The sequence below is a fragment of the Nocardioides daedukensis genome, assembly GCF_013408415.1.
Taxonomy (GTDB): domain Bacteria; phylum Actinomycetota; class Actinomycetes; order Propionibacteriales; family Nocardioidaceae; genus Nocardioides; species Nocardioides daedukensis.
In genome coordinates, this window is sequence record NZ_JACCAA010000001.1 from 328747 (window position 1) to 345896 (window position 17150).

19 protein-coding genes are annotated in these 17150 nt (G+C 69.7%); 18 read left to right on the forward strand and 1 reads right to left on the reverse strand.

The annotated features are described in order from the left end of the window. Positions 1-6 precede the first annotated feature (6 nt). The 14 genes from BJ980_RS01630 (at position 7) to nusB (ending at position 12158) form a co-directional block, all read left to right on the forward strand. Positions 7-573, forward strand: a complete 567-nt coding sequence (locus tag BJ980_RS01630; RefSeq protein WP_179500686.1) for a hypothetical protein — start codon at positions 7-9, stop codon at positions 571-573. Beyond that, positions 570-902, forward strand: coding sequence for a DUF6167 family protein (locus tag BJ980_RS01635; protein WP_179500687.1), 333 nt, complete (start codon positions 570-572; stop codon positions 900-902). Before BJ980_RS01630 ends, BJ980_RS01635 begins: the two co-directional genes overlap by 4 nt. Next, on the forward strand, positions 902-3592 hold the full coding sequence (alaS, locus tag BJ980_RS01640; protein WP_179500688.1) for an alanine--tRNA ligase: 2691 nt from the start codon (positions 902-904) through the stop codon (positions 3590-3592). Before BJ980_RS01635 ends, alaS begins: the two co-directional genes overlap by 1 nt. Before the next feature lie 9 nt (positions 3593-3601). Next, a complete protein-coding gene (ruvX, locus tag BJ980_RS01645; protein ID WP_179500689.1) occupies positions 3602-4078 on the forward strand; it encodes a Holliday junction resolvase RuvX in 477 nt (158 codons plus the stop codon). Beyond that, a complete protein-coding gene (mltG, locus tag BJ980_RS01650; RefSeq protein WP_179500690.1) occupies positions 4075-5322 on the forward strand; it encodes an endolytic transglycosylase MltG in 1248 nt (415 codons plus the stop codon). The genes ruvX and mltG overlap by 4 nt, the downstream gene beginning before the upstream one ends. Beyond that, entirely contained in the window at positions 5315-6145 is an 831-nt protein-coding gene (locus BJ980_RS01655; RefSeq protein WP_179500691.1) for a shikimate dehydrogenase, read from the forward strand. Before mltG ends, BJ980_RS01655 begins: the two co-directional genes overlap by 8 nt. A 20-nt stretch (positions 6146-6165) precedes the next feature. After that, entirely contained in the window at positions 6166-6873 is a 708-nt protein-coding gene (locus BJ980_RS01660) for a prepilin peptidase (protein WP_179500692.1), read from the forward strand. 34 nt (positions 6874-6907) lie between these two features. Next, positions 6908-8086, forward strand: a complete 1179-nt coding sequence (gene aroC, locus BJ980_RS01665) for a chorismate synthase (RefSeq protein ID WP_179500693.1) — start codon at positions 6908-6910, stop codon at positions 8084-8086. 11 nt (positions 8087-8097) lie between these two features. Next, a complete protein-coding gene (locus BJ980_RS01670; protein WP_343047628.1) occupies positions 8098-8607 on the forward strand; it encodes a shikimate kinase in 510 nt (169 codons plus the stop codon). Further along, on the forward strand, positions 8604-9701 hold the full coding sequence (gene aroB, locus BJ980_RS01675; protein ID WP_179500694.1) for a 3-dehydroquinate synthase: 1098 nt from the start codon (positions 8604-8606) through the stop codon (positions 9699-9701). Before BJ980_RS01670 ends, aroB begins: the two co-directional genes overlap by 4 nt. Further along, positions 9698-10141, forward strand: coding sequence for a type II 3-dehydroquinate dehydratase (locus BJ980_RS01680; protein WP_343047630.1), 444 nt, complete (start codon positions 9698-9700; stop codon positions 10139-10141). Before aroB ends, BJ980_RS01680 begins: the two co-directional genes overlap by 4 nt. 69 nt (positions 10142-10210) lie before the next feature. Further along, on the forward strand, positions 10211-10981 hold the full coding sequence (locus tag BJ980_RS01685; RefSeq protein ID WP_179500696.1) for an SIMPL domain-containing protein: 771 nt from the start codon (positions 10211-10213) through the stop codon (positions 10979-10981). 165 nt (positions 10982-11146) lie between these two features. Next, positions 11147-11710 (forward strand): elongation factor P, encoded by a 564-nt coding sequence (efp, locus tag BJ980_RS01690; protein WP_179500697.1) that lies wholly within the window; start codon positions 11147-11149, stop codon positions 11708-11710. 49 nt (positions 11711-11759) lie between these two features. Next, positions 11760-12158, forward strand: a complete 399-nt coding sequence (gene nusB, locus BJ980_RS01695) for a transcription antitermination factor NusB (protein WP_179500698.1) — start codon at positions 11760-11762, stop codon at positions 12156-12158. A gap of 73 nt (positions 12159-12231) precedes the next feature. Here the strand turns inward: nusB and BJ980_RS01700 are convergent, their stop codons facing one another. Then, positions 12232-12933, reverse strand: a complete 702-nt coding sequence (locus BJ980_RS01700) for an acetoacetate decarboxylase family protein (protein WP_179500699.1) — start codon at positions 12931-12933, stop codon at positions 12232-12234. 173 nt (positions 12934-13106) lie between these two features. On the opposite strand from BJ980_RS01700, the gene pyrR reads away from it, so the two are divergent. The 4 genes from pyrR to carA are packed head-to-tail and all read left to right on the forward strand — an operon-like array spanning position 13107 to position 17150. Beyond that, entirely contained in the window at positions 13107-13697 is a 591-nt protein-coding gene (pyrR, locus tag BJ980_RS01705) for a bifunctional pyr operon transcriptional regulator/uracil phosphoribosyltransferase PyrR (protein ID WP_179500700.1), read from the forward strand. Beyond that, a complete protein-coding gene (locus BJ980_RS01710; protein ID WP_179500701.1) occupies positions 13694-14629 on the forward strand; it encodes an aspartate carbamoyltransferase catalytic subunit in 936 nt (311 codons plus the stop codon). The genes pyrR and BJ980_RS01710 overlap by 4 nt, the downstream gene beginning before the upstream one ends. After that, on the forward strand, positions 14626-15963 hold the full coding sequence (locus tag BJ980_RS01715) for a dihydroorotase (RefSeq protein ID WP_179500702.1): 1338 nt from the start codon (positions 14626-14628) through the stop codon (positions 15961-15963). Before BJ980_RS01710 ends, BJ980_RS01715 begins: the two co-directional genes overlap by 4 nt. Further along, on the forward strand, positions 15960-17150 hold the full coding sequence (carA, locus tag BJ980_RS01720; RefSeq protein WP_179500703.1) for a glutamine-hydrolyzing carbamoyl-phosphate synthase small subunit: 1191 nt from the start codon (positions 15960-15962) through the stop codon (positions 17148-17150). The genes BJ980_RS01715 and carA overlap by 4 nt, the downstream gene beginning before the upstream one ends.

Consider the following 17150-nt stretch of genomic DNA (forward strand, 5'->3'; position numbering starts at 1 on the left):
CGCATCATGATCACTGAGGACCTCCTTGTGCCTGCCGCACTGGGCTTGGTGGCGTTTGTGCTTGCCATCGGCCTCCTGGTCGTCGTCGTCCTGCTGCGCCGCGACCGGGCCCGTGCGCGTGAGCAGCTGGCCGCGAGTGCCGCCGAGTCGGCAGCGCTGCATGCGCGCATCGACGAGCTGGCCCAGCGCGTCACCCCCGGTGACTCACCGCCCGGTCGCTCCAGCCAGCAGGAGTTCGTGATCACCCAGATGGGGGATCCCGACAGGGCGGACGACGAGGCCTCGAGGCCGATCCCGCAGCGGCACATCGACGGGCGCCTCTTCGCCGACATCGTGCTGCGTGAGTCGTTCGTCAAGGCCGCCTCACTGACCCACGGCGTACGCCGGGCCCTCTCGCCCGAGACCCGCAACCGGATCCGCTTCGAGATGAAGCGCGAGGTCAAGAGAGCCCGCAAGGAGCGCAAGGTGCAGATGCGCGACGTACGCCGAGAGCTCGCCGAGCGTCAGCGTGAGGCACGCCAGCGCGCGAACCGGCCATCGCCATCCGCGTCGACCGAGGAGGGTGCCGCATGAGCCGCGCCCTCTGGTTCGCCGCCGGGGCAGGTGCCTCGGTCTATGCCATGAACAAGGCCCGCCGATTGCGGGAGTCGGTCACCATCGACGGGCTCCGCGACCGCGCCAGCGGACTCGCCCTCGGGGCGCGGATGCTGCGCCAGGAGGTCGCCCAGGGCCAGGTGGAGAAGGAGAGCGAGCTGCGCGAGCGGCTCGGACTCGTCCCGTCCGGCACTCGGGAGCTGGAGTCAGGATCCGGACAAGGACGCCATCGCGCCGAGCCGCCACCCGGACTCCCCACCGCCACGAACTCGAACCCCTCACAGCACAACCAGGAAGGCACCCACTGATGGACACCGCTGAGATCCGGCGGCGGTTCGTCGCGCACTTCGAGCGCGCCGGACACACCGCCGTGCCGTCGGCCTCACTCCTCGTCGACGACCCGAACCTGATGTTCGTCAACGCCGGCATGGTGCCGTTCAAGCCCTACTTCCTGGGCCAGGAGACACCGCCCTTCGCCACGGCGACGAGCGTCCAGAAGTGCGTGCGCACCCCGGACATCGAGGACGTCGGGAAGACCACCCGCCACGGCACGTTCTTCGAGATGTGCGGCAACTTCTCCTTCGGCGACTACTTCAAGGAACGGGCCATCGAGCTCGCCTGGGAGCTGGTCACCAAGCCGCAGTCCGAGGGCGGCTGGGGCTTCGACGAGGCCAAGCTCTATCCCAGCGTCTACGTCGACGACCCCGAGGCCGTCGCCCTGTGGCGCAAGATCACCGGCCTGCCTGACGACCGGATCGCTCGCCTGGGCAAGTCAGAGAACTACTGGTCGATGGGCGTTCCCGGCCCGGGCGGACCGTGCTCGGAGATCCTGATCGACCGTGGTCCCGCCTACGGCGCAGACGGGGACTTCTCGGCCGAGGACCGCTACCTCGAGTTCTGGAACCTGGTCTTCATGCAGGACGAGCTCAGCGCCGTCCGCAGCAAGGAGGACTTCGACATCTCGGGCTCGCTGCCCAAGAAGAACATCGACACCGGGATGGGCCTCGAGCGTGTCGCGTTCATGACCCAGGGCGTCGAGAACATGTACGAGATCGACGTGATGTTCCCGGTCATCGAGCGCGCCATGGAGCTGACCGGCAAGAAGTACGGCGCCAATCCGGAGGACGACGTCCGCTTCCGCGTGATCGCCGACCACGTCCGTTCCTCGATGATGCTGATCGGCGACGGAGTCACCCCCGGCAACGAGGCCCGCGGCTATGTGCTGCGACGCCTGCTGCGCCGCGCGGTCCGCTCCGTGCGCCTGCTCGGCTATGAGGACCCGGCCCTGCCCGAGCTGATGCCGATCAGTCGCGACCGGATGGGCGAGACCTACTCCGAGCTGCACACCGACTGGGAGCGCATCTCCCGGGTCGCCTTCGCCGAGGAGGAGGCCTTCCGCAAGACCCTGCAGGCGGGCACCCAGATCTTCGACCTGGCCGCGCAGGAGGTGAAGAAGTCCGGTGCCACGAAGCTCGCCGGTGACCAGGCGTTCGCCCTGCACGACACCTACGGCTTCCCGATCGACCTGACCCTGGAGATGGCTTCCGAGGCCGGCCTCACCGTCGACCACGAGGGCTTCCGCCAGCTGATGGCCGAGCAGCGCGAGCGGGCCAAGGCCGACGCCAAGTCGAAGAAGGGCCAGCACGCCGACACCGGTGTCTACCGGGGGATCCTCGACGCGAACGGTCCCACCGAGTGGCTGGCCTACGAGACGTTGTCCACCGAGTCCTCGCCGCTGGCGCTGGTCAGCGGGGGAGCAGTGGTGCGATCGCTCGGCAACGGGGAGGTCGGCGAGCTGATCCTGGACCGTACGCCGTTCTATGCCGAGTCGGGCGGACAGGTCGCCGACGCCGGAATCATCGAGTTCGACGGCGGACGCCTGGAGGTGCTCGACGTTCAGCGTCCGGTGCGCGGCCTGGTCGTGCACCAGGTGCGGGTCGTCGATGGTGAGTTCGCCCTCGACGCCGTACAGCGTGGCACCGGCCAGCTGCACGCCCAGGTCGATCCCGAGTGGCGCACGGGCGCCCGCCAGGCCCACTCCGGCACCCACGTCGTGCACGCTGCGCTGCGTGACGTGCTCGGCCCGACGGCCCTGCAGTCCGGCTCCTACAACCGTCCCGGCTACCTGCGTCTCGACTTCGGGTGGACCCAGTCCCTGAGTCCGGAGCAGGTCAAGGACATCGAGGAGGTCTCCAACCAGGCACTCCGCGCAGACCTGCCCGTGGGCTGGCAGTACATGACCCTGCCCGAGGCCAAGGAGTGGGGCGCGATCGCGCTCTTCGGGGAGACCTATGACGTCGGCCAGGTCCGCGTCGTCGAGATCGGCGGCCCGTGGTCGCGTGAGCTCTGCGGAGGCACCCACGTCGACCACTCCTCCCAGATCGGCACCATCGTGGTCACCGGCGAGTCCTCGGTCGGGTCGGGAAACCGTCGCATCGAGGCATTCACCGGGGTCGAGGGATTCGCCTACCTGGCCCGCGAGCGCGACGTGGTGGCGCAACTGACCGGCCTGCTCAAGACGCAGCCCGGTGACCTCGTGGGCCGCGTGGAGGACATGGTCGAGCGCCTGCGGGCGGCGGAGAAGGAGATCGAGAAGAACCGCGTCGCCCAGGTTCTCGCCGCGGCCGGGTCGCTCGCTGAGCAGGCCGAGGTCGTCAACGGCATCCACCTGGTGGCGCACCGCGCCGACGGTGCCGGCGGAGGCGACGTACGCACGCTGGCCCTGGACATCCGTGGCCGGCTCCCGCAGGGCCAGCCCGGGGTGGCCGTGGTGATCGGTGTCGTCGACGGCAAGGTCGCGGCCGTGGCCGCGGTCAACGACCTCGCCCGCGAGCGCGGGGTCAGTGCGAACGCGCTCATCCGCGCCGTGGGACCGCTGCTCGGTGGCAAGGGTGGCGGCAGGGACGACGTCGCGCAGGGTGGTGGCACCGATGCCTCACGGGTCGACGAGGCACTCTCGCTCGTCGTGACCGAGGTGGCCTCGGCCGCCGGTGCCTGAGCGCCGCTGATGCGACACGGCACACGCCTCGGCCTCGACCCGGGCGATGCCCGGATCGGGGTGGCGCGCAGCGACCCCTCTGGATTCCTGGCCACACCGGTTGAGACGATCAAGCGTGGCAAGGGTGATCTCGCGCGGCTCGTCGCGATCGTGGCCGAGGAGGACGCGATGGAGGTCATCGTCGGCCTGCCCCGCTCGCTCTCGGGTGCCGAAGGCGCCGCGGCTGCCAAGTCGCGGGAATTCGCCCAGCGACTGGCGCGCCTGGTTGCCCCGATCCCGGTGAGGCTGTGGGATGAGCGCTTGACGACGGTGACCGCGGAGTCGATGCTTCGACAGGTCGGCAAGAAGGGCCAGAAGCGTCGAGCCGTGGTCGACCAGGCTGCAGCAGTGGTGATCCTCCAGCATGCGCTGGACGCGGAGCGCACTCGGGAGAGCGCTCCGGGGGAGCTGGTCGCGGTGGACAACAACGAGGAGTCGGATCAGTGAGCCAGCACGAACCCACGCCGGGACATGAGCCCGTGCCCGAGCACGAGCCGGTTCCCGAGGACCGGCACGAGCACGGCCACGAGGAGCTCGACCTGGGCCTGCGCGAGGATCGCTCGCCCGGACGCCGCCGCAACCGCAGGAAGCGTCGCGGACCGTGGGGCTGCCTGGTCATCCTGGTGATCGTGATCGCGCTGATCGGCGGAGTCGCCTATGCCGGCGTCAAGGGCCTGGACTGGGTCCGTGGTCAGTTCTCCAGCGAGGCCGAGGACTACCCGGGGCCCGGTCAGGGTGAGGTCGTCGTCGAGGTGAGCCAGGGCGACGGCACAGCGGCCATCGGCCGCAGCCTCAAGGCAGCAGACGTGGTCAAGTCGGTGACGGCCTTCACCGACGCCGCCTCCCAGCGCGCCGACGAGGTCGCAAAGATCCAACCCGGCTTCTACTCGATGAAGAAGCAGATGAAGGCGACTGACGCTGTCGCCCTGCTGGTCGATCCGGCCAATGCAGATGCCAACGCGGTGGTGATCCCCGAAGGGTTCCGGACCGACCAGGTGGTGGCCCGGTTGGCGAAGACGACCGGGATCAAGAAGGCAGAGTTCGAGAAGGCGCTCGAGGACGCGGACGGCCTCGGCCTGCCCGCCTATGCCGAAGGCGAGGCGGAGGGCTACCTGTTCCCCGCCAAGTACAGCTTCGCGCCCGACGACACGGCCCTGGACATGCTGGCGGCGATGGTCAAGCGCTACAAGACGGTTGCCGAAGAGGTGCCGGTCTCGGGCGCCTCGGAGGCCGGGCTGGACGAGCACGACTTCATCACCATGGCGAGCATCATCGAGAAGGAGGTCAACCGGCCCGAGGACATGCCCGCAGTGGCCGAGGTGATCTTCAACCGTCTCGACGGCACGTGTGTCGAGCAGGGCATCCCCAAGGGGCTGCTGCAGATGGACTCCACGGTGCACTTCCTCGAGGGCGGTGGCGCCGGCTCGGTCTACACCTCGGCCGAGGCACGGGAGTCCGACTCGCCGTACAACACCTACCGGCAGGCTGGTCTGCCTCCGGGCCCGATCGCCTCTCCCGGCCAGGCAGCGATGGAGGCCATCCTCGAGCCTACCGACAAGGGCTACTGCTTCTTCGTGGCAGTCGACCTGGACACCGGTGAGACCCGGTTCGCGCGCACCGGCGCCGAGCACACCGCCAACACCCAGCTGCTGCAGGAGTGGTGCCGCGAGAACTCCGGGCGCTGTGGCTGATCCTCGTCGCTGCGCGGTGCTCGGTGACCCCATCGACCACTCGCTCTCCCCGACGTTGCACAGTGCGGGCTTCGCCGCGCTCGGGCTGGACTGGACCTATGCGGCCCATCGGGTCGACGAGGCGAGCCTGGCCGGCTTCGTGTCCGGCCTGGATCGCACCTGGCGGGGCCTGTCGTTGACGATGCCGCTGAAGAGGGTGGCGGTCGGCCTGGCCGACACTGTCACCGAGCGGGCCCAGCTGGCCGGTGCGGTCAACACCCTGGTTCTCGATGGCGCGACGCGAGCCGGCGACAACACCGACATCCCGGGTGCAGTGGCCGCGATCCGGGAGCGGTACGACGGCCCCGTGCGCTCGGCGTCGATCCTCGGCGGCGGTGCGACCGCGACGTCGACCGGCATCGCCCTCGTCGAGCTGGGTGCCCGTGAGCTGACGCTGCTGGTGCGCTCACCGGATCGTGCCGCCGAGACCGCCGCCGTCCTGACGCGCCATCCGGCTGCGCCCACGATCGACGTACGCCTCCTGGACGAGGTGGGTGACCTGACTGCCGACCTGACCGGCGAGGTGGTGGTCTCCACCATCCCCGCTGCCGCCCAGACGCCGGAGCTGGTGCAGCGCTGCGCCCAGGTCCCGGTGGTCTTCGAGGTGATCTATCACCCCTGGCCGACGCCCCTGGCGAGCTCGGTCGCCGGCGACCGGACCTTGGTCTCGGGCCTGGACCTGCTGGTCCACCAGGCGGCGATCCAGTTCGAGGAGTTCACCGGTAAGCCCGCGCCCCTGGCCGCGATGCGCTCGGCTGGGGAGAACGCGCTCGCCGAACGCTGAGCCCGACTAGGGTTCCATCCATGGACTGGGGCGCACATCTGGACACTGCCGCGCTCACCGCGATCCTCGGCGCCGGGTGTGGCTGGTTCGTCCCCGCCGTCGTTGGACGCCTGCCGGAACCAGAGAGTGCCGCCGAGACCAAGGTGAGCTACGCCGAGCTGGCAGCCTCGCCGCGCATCGGCTGGTGGACCGCGCTGTGGAGCGCCGGCATCGCCGCACTGATCGGCGCCGCGCTGGGCTGGGACTGGTCGCTGCTGTTCCTGCTGCCACTGGTGCCGATCGGGGTCGGGCTCGGCTGGGTGGACATGCGCACCCGCCTGCTGCCCAAGCTCATCGTCGGGCCGAGCTATCTGCTGGTGATCGTCCTGATCCTCGTCGCCACAGCAATCACCGGCGACGCCGATGACCTGGTGCGTGCCGGACTCGGCTGGTTGATCGCCGGCGGGCTCTACTGGCTGCTGTGGCGGTTCACACCCGGGATGGGCTACGGCGACGTGCGACTCTCCGGAGTCCTCGGCCTCGTTCTGGGCCACCTGGGCTGGGCGGAGTTCGCGATCGGCACCTATTCGGGGTTCCTGCTCGGTGCCCTCGGTTGGATCCCGCTGCGGTTGCTCCGGCTGACCCGAGACCGGACCTTCCCGTTCGGTCCGTTCATGCTCGTGGGAGCAGTGATCGGCATCGTGTGGGGCGCCGACCTCGGTGGGCATCTCGCAGTCGGGCGCGGGTGAGTCGGGCGACTGCGTCCCGTGACAGACTGCGCGCATGCTTCGTTGGCTCACCGCGGGCGAGTCCCATGGACCGTCCCTAGTCGCAATCCTCGAAGGGCTGCCCGCCCATGTCGAGGTGACCTCAGATGACATCTCCGACGCCCTCGCGCGCCGGCGCCTCGGCTATGGCCGCGGCGCCCGGATGAAGTTCGAGCAGGACCAGGTCACCCTCGTCGGCGGCGTACGCCACGGCGAGACCCAGGGCGGACCGGTGGCGATCCAGGTCGGCAACACCGAGTGGCCCAAGTGGGAGCAGGTGATGTCTGCGGACCCGGTCGACCAGGAGATCCTGGACGGCCTGGCCCGCAACGCGAAGCTCACCCGGCCCCGCCCGGGCCATGCCGACCTGGTCGGCATGCAGAAGTATGACTTCGACGAGGCCCGGCCGATCCTTGAGCGTGCCTCCGCCCGGGAGACCGCTGCCCGCGTGGCACTGGGCCGTGTGGCCAGCAACTTCCTCGAGCAGGCCGTCGGCGCGCGGATCGTCTCGCACGTCGTCGAGCTCGGTGGTGTCCCGGCACCGGCCGGTCTGGTCCCGGCACCGGGCGACGTCGAGCGACTCGACGCCGACCCGGTCCGCTGCCTCGACCCCGAGGCGAGCGCGGCCATGGTCGAGCGGATCGATCAGGCCCACAAGGACGGCGACACCCTCGGCGGTGTGGTCGAGGTGGTCGTGCACGGGCTCCCGCCGGGCCTGGGCTCGCACGTCCACTGGGACCGCCGACTCGACTCCCGCCTGGCCGGCGCCTTGATGGGCATCCAGGCGATCAAGGGCGTCGAGGTCGGCGACGGCTTCGACCTGGCCGCCACTCCGGGCTCGTTGGCCCACGACGAGATCGTGGCGACCCCCGACGGGATCCGCCGCACGTCTGGACGCTCCGGCGGCACCGAGGGCGGGATGAGCACCGGCGAGGTGCTCCGCGTCCGGGCCGCGATGAAGCCGATCGCCACCGTCCCCCGGGCGCTGAAGACCATCGACGTCGCCACCGGCGAGGAAGCGGCGGCGCACCACCAGCGCTCCGACGTCTGCGCGGTCCCGGCCGCCGGCATCGTGGCCGAGGCCATGGTGGCGCTGATCCTGGCCGACGCGGTGACCGAGAAGTTCGGCGGCGACTCGGTGGCCGAGGTGGCGCGCAACCACGCGTCATACCTCCAGGCGATCACCTACAAGTGAGTCCCGAAGCCGTGCGTCCCACAGTGGTGCTCATCGGACCGATGGGGTCGGGCAAGACCACCGTCGGCCGAGTGCTCGCGCAGGCCTGGAACGTGACGGCCCGCGACACCGACCACGACGTCGAGGCGAGCCAGGGTCGGAGCATCTCCGACATCTTCGTCGAGTCCGGTGAGGAGCACTTCCGTCGTCTCGAGCGCGATGCCGTACGCCGGGCCCTGGCCGAGCACGGCGGCGTGCTGGCCCTGGGGGGCGGCGCCGTCCTCGACGAGGAGACCCGCGCGCTGTTGGCCGGACACCAGGTGGTCTTCCTCCGCGTCGGCCTCTCCGACGCGGTCAAGCGCGTCGGTCTGGCCACGTCCCGCCCGCTGCTGCTGGGCAACATCCGCAGCCGGGTCAAGGCCCTGCTCGACGAGCGCACACCCATCTATGAGGCAGTCGCCACGTTCAGCGTGGACACCGACGGCCGCAACCCGGACGAAGTCGCCGACGAGATCCGACGACACATCGAGGAGAACCGATGAGCGAGCCCACCACCCTGCACGTCGGCGGCGCCTCGCCCTACGACGTCGTGATCGGCCACGGACTGGCCGACCGTCTCCCCGGACTCCTGGGTGAGGGCGTCGAGCGGGTCGCGCTGCTCTTTGCCGGTGACCTCAACGAGCTAGCCCGTCCGGTCCTCGACGCCCTCGTCGCCGAATATGACGTGCTGGCCCTCGGACTGCCCGACGGCGAGAACGCCAAGACCTCCTCGGTGGCCAACGACTGCTGGGAGGCGCTCGGCGAGGCCGGCTTCACCCGGTCCGATGCCGTGGTCACCTTCGGTGGCGGAGCCACCACGGACCTCGGCGGTTTCGTCGCGGCCAGCTGGCTGCGCGGCGTCAAGGTCGTGCACGTCCCGACCACCGTGCTGGCCATGGTCGACGCGGCCGTCGGCGGGAAGACCGGCATCAACACCGGTGCGGGCAAGAACCTGGTCGGTGCGTTCCACGAGCCGTCCGGGGTGCTCTGCGACCTGGCCCTGCTCGACGGGCTCCCGGTCGAAGAGGTCCGTGCAGGCCTGGGCGAGATCATCAAGTGCGGCTTCATCGCCGACCCTGCGATCCTCACTCTCGTCGAGAACGATCCGGCCGCCGCGCAGGAGACCGGGTCGGCGGTGCTGCGCGAGCTGGTCACCCGCGCCATCCAAGTCAAGATCGACGTCGTCGTGGACGACCTCAAGGAGACCGGCGGCCGTGACGGCCACCCGGGTCGCGAGGTGCTCAACTATGGCCACACCCTGGCTCACGCCATCGAGCGTGCCACCGATTATCGGATCCGCCACGGCGAGGCGGTCGCGATCGGCTGCGTCTTCGTCGCAGAGGTGGCGCGTCGCTCAGGGCTGATCGCCGACGAGCTCGCCGATCGCCACGCCCGGCTGTTCGGCGCGGTCGGCCTCCCGGTCGGGTTCGACGGCGACTGGGACGAACTGCTCGAGACGATGAAGGTCGACAAGAAGTCACGCGGCTCCCAGCTCCGCCTCGTCGTCCTGCACGACCTGGCCGACCCCAGGATCCTCGCCGGACCCGCCGAAGACCTGCTGCGGGCGTCGTACGCCGCGCTCTCGGGCGGTGCGTGATGCGCAAGGTCCTCGTCCTCAACGGTCCCAACCTGGGCCGACTGGGTCGGCGACAGCCCGAGATCTATGGGCACACCACCCACGAGCAGCTGGCCGAGCTGTGCCGCACCTGGGGAACCGGCTTCGACCTCGACGTCGAGCTGAGGCAGACCAACCACGAGGGCGAGCTCCTCGACTGGCTCAACGCAGCAGCCGATGACGAGACCCCGGTGGTGCTCAACGCGGCGGCCTGGACGCACTACTCGTGGGCGATCTTCGATGCCTGCGCGCAGCTCACCGCGCCGCTGGTCGAGGTGCACATCTCGGACCCCTCGCAACGACCGGAGACCTTCCGGCACACCTCGGTCGTCACCGAGCACGCCGTCGCAGTGGTGGCCGGCATGGGCATCGACGGCTATCGCCGAGCGCTCGAGATCATCGCGGGCACGCCCGGATCCTGACCCGGGAACCGCATCGCCGGGCCGAGCGTCCAACCGGGACAGGAACATCCCTGCCCGAAGGAGCTCGTCGTGGACACGTCCCTCAGCATCAGCCCCAAGAGCATTCTGCTCGCCGTCGCCGTCCTGCTCGCCCTGGTCGCGGCCTGGTTGCTCGGCACTGGCGAGGGCCAGCCGGCCACCGCCGTGATGGCCGGTGACGAGAAGCCCCGCAGCATCGTGATGGTGGGGGAGGGCAAGACCAGCGTCGTCCCCGACCAGGTCAGCTTCCGGGTGACCGTCAAGCGCCAGGCACGCAACCTGGACGACGCCTTGGCCTCGTCAGCCAGGCGTCTCGATCGCGTCGTCGGGGCGCTCGCCAAGCATGGTGTGCAGGAGAAGCACGTCACCTCGACCGGCCTCGACATGGCGCCGCACTACCAGCGGATCAAGGGCGAACGGCCCAAGCTCGACGGCTACGTGGTCACCCAGCAGGCCCAGGTCACCGTCCCGGAGCTGGCGAAGGCGGGCGGTGCGATCACCGCCGCCGTCGAGGCAGGGGGAACCAGCGTGCGCGTGAACGGCATCGCCCTCGAGATCGGGGACCCGGAGGCGGCGATGGCGGCTGCCCGCGACGACGCCGTCAAGCAGGCCACGGCGAAGGCCAAGCGCTACAGCCAGGCAGCCGGCAACACGCTCGGGCCGGTGCTGAGCATGGCCGAGGTCGAGCGCAGGGGCTTCGACCTGCAGAGCTTCCCGGTCTACGGCACCGCGGCGCTCTCGGGCGCCACTGATGAGGTCTCGATCCACGCCGGGGAGTCCGAGGTCGCGGTGCGCCTGAAGGTGACCTGGGAGCTCGAATGACCGCGTGGTGGGTACGCCGTGGCCGCCTGCCGGTGCCGCTGGGGCGACGTACGTTCGGAGCATCGGACCCTGCGCGTATAGAATCCCCAGTCGGCCCGCAACGGCCGCTCCCGGCCGGCCAGTCCGGCCGCCCACGTCAATCGAACCGAAGAGGCACACACGCGCATGGCAACCACGAACGACCTGAAGAACGGCATGGTCCTCAAGATCGAAGGTCAGCTCTGGACCGTCGTCGAGTTCCAGCACGTCAAGCCCGGCAAGGGCCCGGCGTTCGTGCGCACCAAGCTGCGCAACGTGGAGTCCGGCAAGAACGTCGACAAGACGTTCAACGCGGGCACCAAGGTCGAGACCGCCAACGTAGACAAGCGCACCATGCAGTACCTATACAACGACGGCACCTCCTACGTCTTCATGGACACCTCCACCTTCGACCAGCTCGAGGTGCCGCCGGAGACCGTCGGCGACGCCAAGAACTTCATGCTGGAGAACCAGGAGGCGATCGTCGCCACCAACGAGGGTCGGGTGCTCTTCGTAGAGCTGCCTGCCTCGGTCGAGCTGGAGATCACCCACACCGACCCCGGTCTGCAGGGCGATCGCTCCACGGGCGGCACCAAGCCGGCCACCCTCGAGACCGGCCACGAGATCCAGGTCCCGCTCTTCCTGACCACCGGTGAGAAGGTCAAGGTCGACACTCGCGACTCGTCCTACCTGGGCCGGGTCAAGTCCTGATGCTGCTTGTCTCGCACGCTGCTTCCTCCCGCACCACCGGTTCGCGCTGATGTCGGCGCGGAGCAAGGCGCGCAAGCGCGCCCTCGACATCCTCTTCGCCAGCGAGCTGCGTCGCGAAGGAGCCGGGGTGGCCCTCGACCGTGCCATCGCCGACGGTGAGGGCCCGACCAACGACTACACCACCGTCCTGGTGCGCGGGGTCGTCGAGCACCAGAGCGAGATCGACAAGTTGATCTCGGACGCCTCGGTGGACTGGACCCTGGAGCGGATGCCCGCGGTCGATCGAAACGTGCTGCGCATCGGCGTCTTCGAGGTGCTGCACATGGACGACGTCCCGAACGCGGTCGCGGTCTCGGAGGCGGTCCACCTGGTGCAGGACCTCTCCACCGACGAGTCGCCCGCGTTCGTCAACGGCCTGCTCGGAGCCATCGTCCGCAAGCTGGGCTGAACCCGGAAGCACGGATTCGGCACGGGCTGCCCGGGACCTGCGATCAGGATCCGGGGCAGCCCGCACCGGTAGGTCAGAGGATCTCGGGCACCCCGAGCGAGAACCGGATGTCCTCGAGCGTCGCACCCTGGTGACGACCCGGAACCAGCCAGTCGGGCAGGGTCGAGGCAGACTCGACCTCGACCTGGGTGCGGGTCATCCGAGCCCAGCCGCGAGCCTTGAGCCGGCAGCCCCGCAACGTCCCGTCGGGGAACTCCTGGACCACTCGCGCGCGGCTGAAGACCGGGATCTTGGGAGTCGTACGACCACTGGTCGCCGAGATCCGCCAGCCGAGGTCGTTCTCACCGGCCACGGTGAACGTGTCGCCCGGGCGGGGGGAACCCTCGAACTCGGCCAGGGCCTTGGGCATCGCCCAGTTGGCGCGCCCACCCACCACCGAGGTGGGGGAGTCGACAGCCATGAACGCGACCGTCGCCGAGACCTTGCGCCCGATCCGATAGCCGACGACGCCGAACGTCTCGTCGTACGCACCGACCGGCGTCTCCTCATATCGGACGAAGCCACCGATCACGAAGGCGGCGCGAGCACCTTGAGCGCGCAGTGCCTCGGGCAGGGCATCGGTCGCGGCATCGGGGGCCTTGGTGAACCAGACGGTGCCTGAGGAACGGACGCTCCACGGGGCCGGCGCCAGGTTCTCGGGGAGGGCGGCAGCCACGGAATCGCTCAGGGCGGTCTCGGGAACACCGGGGACTCGCAACAAGTCAGTCAGGATCATGCGCCGATCCTGCCATTGATCCGAGCTGCCCGGGAAGGATGATGTGCTGGTGGTCACTGCCCACGCAGTGAGTCCGGATGATCAGGGCACCCGCACGGCTGTTAGTCTTCAACGCGTTCGACATCCTTTAACTAGCCGTCCTGTGAGGCGGAGAAGGAGGTCCGGCAGTCACCATGCCTGCCCCCACCCAGACCGGTCCCGCCGATCCCGGCTCAGGACACACCGTCCTGGATGCCCGAGACATCTCCCGGGCGTTGACTCGCATCTCGCACGAGCTGCTCGAGCGGAACAAGGGTCCCGAGGACCTGATCCTGCTCGGACTGCACACTCGTGGCGTACCACTGGCCCGGCGCATCGGCGATCGGATCGCCGCTGTCGAGGGCACCCCGGTCGCCGTCGGCTCGCTCGACGTGACGATGTATCGCGACGACCTGCGCTCGCACCCGACCCGAGGACCGCAGAAGACAGTAGTCCCGCCCTCGGGCATAGACGGCAAGGTCGTCGTCCTGGTCGACGACGTCCTCTTCTCCGGGCGCACCATCCGGGCCGCCCTGGACGCGCTCAACGACCTCGGCCGTCCCGCTGCTGTCCGACTGGCCGTGCTGGTCGATCGCGGCCACCGCGAGCTGCCGATCCGCGCCGACCACGTCGGCAAGAACCTGCCCAGCGCCCGCTCCGAGCGGGTCAGCGTGCGGCTCGAGGAGATCGACGGCCACGACGAGGTCCGGATCTCCCAGCCCTCGGGATCGGAGACCGGCCAGTGAACCGGCACCTGCTCTCCATCGACGACCTCGCAGTCGACGACGTACGCACTATCTTCGACACCGCGGTCGAGATGCACGACGTCCAGAAGCGCCAGGTCAAGAAGCTCCCCGCCCTGCGCGGCCGCACGGTGATCAACCTGTTCTTCGAGGACTCGACCCGCACCCGGTCCAGCTTCGAGATCGCCGGCAAGTGGCTCTCCGCCGACACGATCAACATCACCGGCAAGGGCTCCTCCACCTCCAAGGGCGAGTCCCTGCGCGACACCGTGCTCACCGTGTGCGCCATGGGGGTGGACGCCCTGGTGATGCGGCACAGCGCCAGCGGCTCGGCCAAGCAGGTCAGCGAATGGGTCGACGCGGTCGTGATCAACGCCGGCGACGGCACCCACGAGCACCCGACCCAGGCCCTGCTCGACGCCTACACCCTCGAGCGTCGCCTCGGCAGCCTCGAGGGCCGACGGATCAGCGTGATCGGCGACCTGACCCACAGCCGCGTGTTCCGCAGTAACGTGCTGCTGCTGACCAAGCTCGGCGCCGAGGTCACGGTGGTGGCACCGCCGACCCTGATGCCCAGCGGCATCGACGCCTGGTCCAAGGACGCCGGCTTCGCCACCTCGTACGACATCGACGAGGTCCTGCCCACCTCGGACGCCGTGATGATGCTTCGGGTCCAGCGGGAGCGGATGAACGGGGCGTTCTTCCCGAGCGCCCGCGAATACACCGTCGGCTACGGCCTGACCCGCGACCGGCTGGCCAGCCTGGCCGAGGGCACCCCGATCCTGCACCCGGGTCCGATGAACCGCGGGCTCGAGATCGCCGCCGATGCCGCCGATGCGGCCCACTCGTTGATCCTCGACCAGGTCTCGGCCGGCGTCGCGGTCCGGATGTCCGTGCTCTACCACCTGCTCGCCGGAGAGGAAGCCACCGCATGAGCGCCCCCGAGAACGACTCCAGCCGGGTGATCGTCAAGGGAGCCTCGCTCCTCGGCGACAAGTCGGCCGACCTGCTCATCGTGGGGGGAGTGATCCGTGAGATCGGCTCGATCGACGCCAGGGACACCGCCCACGGCTCGGCCACGGTCATTGACGCCGACGGACTGGTCGCCCTGCCCGGCCTCGTCGACCTGCACACCCACCTGCGCGAGCCCGGCCGGGAGGACGCCGAGACGATCAGGACCGGTTCCATGGCCGCCGCAGTCGGCGGCTACACCGCGGTGCTGGCGATGGCCAACACCTCCCCGGTGACCGACACCGCCGAGAACGCCGAGCGGGTCTTCGACCTCGGCCGCGCCGCCGGCCTGGTCGACGTGCACCCGGTGGGCGCCGTCACCCGCGGGCTGGCCGGCGAAGAGCTTGCCGAGCTCGGCCTGATGAACCGCTCACGGGCCCGGGTGAAGGTGTTCTCCGACGACGGCAAGTGCGTCGGAGACCCGCGGGTGATGCGCCGGGCCCTGGAATACGTCAAGGCGTTCGGTGGCGTGATCAGCCAGCACTCCCAGGACGCCTCGCTCGCCGGTGCCTCCGCGTGCTGTCACGAGGGTGAGCTCTCCGGCCAGCTCGGTCTGCCCGGCTGGCCCGGCGTCGCCGAGGAGATCATCGTCGCCCGCGACGTGATGCTGGCCCGGCACACCGGATCGCGGGTGCACGTCGCCCACGTCAGCACCGCCGGCAGTGTCGAGGTCCTTCGCTGGGCCAAGGCCCAGGCCGCGAAGGATGGGCACTGGAGCGTCACCGCCGAGGTGACGCCGCACCACCTGCTGCTGACCACCGACCTGCTCTCGGGCTACGACCCGACCTACAAGGTCAACCCGCCGCTGCGACCCGTCGAGGACGTTGAGGCCCTGCGCGCCGCACTGGCCGACGGGACCATCGATGCGGTGGCCACCGACCACGCCCCGCACGCCCGTCACGACAAGGAACATGCCTTCGTCGACGCGGCCTTCGGCATGCTCGGCCTCGAGACCGCCCTGGCCGTGGTCAACACGGTGATGCGCGGCAACGACCTGCTCGACTGGGCCGGCATCGCCTCGGTGATGTCGGCCAACCCAGCCCGGATCGCCGGGCTGGACGACCAGGGCCAGGGGATCGCCGTCGGCGCTCCCGCCAACCTGACCCTGATCGACCCCGATGCCTCGGTCACCGTCGACCGGGACGCATCGGTCTCCCTCTCCCGCAACAATCCCTGGCACGGACGCACCCTGACCGGTGCCGTGCACGCGACGCTGCTGCGCGGCGTCGCCACCGTCGTGGAAGGACAACTGGCATGAGTGGTTTCGAGACAACCGAGGCGCTGCTCGTCCTCGAGGACGGACGCGTCTTCCGTGGCGAGTCCTATGGAGCACCGGGGGAGACCTTCGGTGAGGCGGTCTTCTCCACCGGTATGACCGGCTACCAGGAGACCCTCACCGATCCCTCCTACCACCGCCAGGTCGTGGTGATGACCGCGCCGCACATCGGCAACACCGGGGTGAACGACGAGGACCAGGAGTCCAGCCGGATCTGGGTGGCCGGGTACGTCGTACGCGACCCTGCCCGTGTCTCCTCCAACTGGCGCGCCCAGCGCACGCTCGACGAGGAGCTGCGCGACCAGGGCATCGTCGGCATCAGCGGCATCGACACCCGCGCACTGACCCGCCACCTGCGCGAGCGCGGCGCGATGCGGGTCGGGATCTCCAGCACCGAGACCGACCCCGAGGCGCTGCTTGCCCGGGTCCGTGAGTCCGGCGAGATGAAGGGCTCCGAGCTCTCCAGCGAGGTGTCCACCCGCGAGACCTACGTGGTGCCCGCCCAGAACCTGGCCGGCGGCGCCAAGCCGTTCGTCGTGGCAGCCCTCGACCTCGGCATCAAGGCCAACACCCCGCGGATGCTGAGCGAGCGTGGGGTGGAGGTGCACGTGCTGCCCGCCGACGCCACGCTCGAGCAGGTCAACGCGGTCAACCCCGACGGCCTGTTCTTCTCCAACGGCCCCGGCGACCCGGCAGCCACCACGGCCCAGGTCGAGCTCCTCAAGGGCGCCCTGGCCCAGGGCCTGCCCTACTTCGGGATCTGCTTCGGCAACCAGCTCTTCGGTCGCGCGCTCGGCTTCGGCACCTACAAGCTGAAGTACGGCCACCGGGGCATCAACCAGCCGGTGATGGACCGCACCACCGGCAAGGTCGAGGTCACCGCCCACAACCACGGCTTCGCCGTGGACGCGCCCCTGCAGGGCAGCACCACCACCGAGTTCGGTGAGGCGACCGTCTCGCACGTGTGCCTCAACGACGACGTGGTCGAGGGCCTGGAGCTCCGCGACGCCGCGGGCCAGCTGACGAGCTTCTCGGTCCAGTACCACCCCGAGGCCGCCGCCGGTCCGCACGACGCGGCATACCTCTTCGACCGCTTCCGCGGATTGATGGACTCACGGCGAGCAACGCACGCCGACGACAACGCAGTGCTGACGGAAGGGCAGGCCTGA

Bases quoted from the DNA above. Each gene is read 5' to 3' on its own strand.
- BJ980_RS01630 (WP_179500686.1), top strand. From the start codon at position 7: ATGATCACTGAGGACCTCCTTGTGCCTGCCGCACTGGGCTTGGTGGCG.
- BJ980_RS01635 (WP_179500687.1), top strand. From the start codon at position 570: ATGAGCCGCGCCCTCTGGTTCGCCGCCGGGGCAGGTGCCTCGGTCTAT.
- alaS (WP_179500688.1), top strand. From the start codon at position 902: ATGGACACCGCTGAGATCCGGCGGCGGTTCGTCGCGCACTTCGAGCGC.
- ruvX (WP_179500689.1), top strand. From the start codon at position 3,602: ATGCGACACGGCACACGCCTCGGCCTCGACCCGGGCGATGCCCGGATC.
- BJ980_RS01660 (WP_179500692.1), top strand. From the start codon at position 6,166: ATGGACTGGGGCGCACATCTGGACACTGCCGCGCTCACCGCGATCCTC.
- aroC (WP_179500693.1), top strand. From the start codon at position 6,908: ATGCTTCGTTGGCTCACCGCGGGCGAGTCCCATGGACCGTCCCTAGTC.
- aroB (WP_179500694.1), top strand. From the start codon at position 8,604: ATGAGCGAGCCCACCACCCTGCACGTCGGCGGCGCCTCGCCCTACGAC.
- efp (WP_179500697.1), top strand. From the start codon at position 11,147: ATGGCAACCACGAACGACCTGAAGAACGGCATGGTCCTCAAGATCGAA.
- nusB (WP_179500698.1), top strand. From the start codon at position 11,760: ATGTCGGCGCGGAGCAAGGCGCGCAAGCGCGCCCTCGACATCCTCTTC.
- BJ980_RS01700 (WP_179500699.1), bottom strand. From the start codon at position 12,933: ATGATCCTGACTGACTTGTTGCGAGTCCCCGGTGTTCCCGAGACCGCC.
- pyrR (WP_179500700.1), top strand. From the start codon at position 13,107: ATGCCTGCCCCCACCCAGACCGGTCCCGCCGATCCCGGCTCAGGACAC.
- BJ980_RS01715 (WP_179500702.1), top strand. From the start codon at position 14,626: ATGAGCGCCCCCGAGAACGACTCCAGCCGGGTGATCGTCAAGGGAGCC.
- carA (WP_179500703.1), top strand. From the start codon at position 15,960: ATGAGTGGTTTCGAGACAACCGAGGCGCTGCTCGTCCTCGAGGACGGA.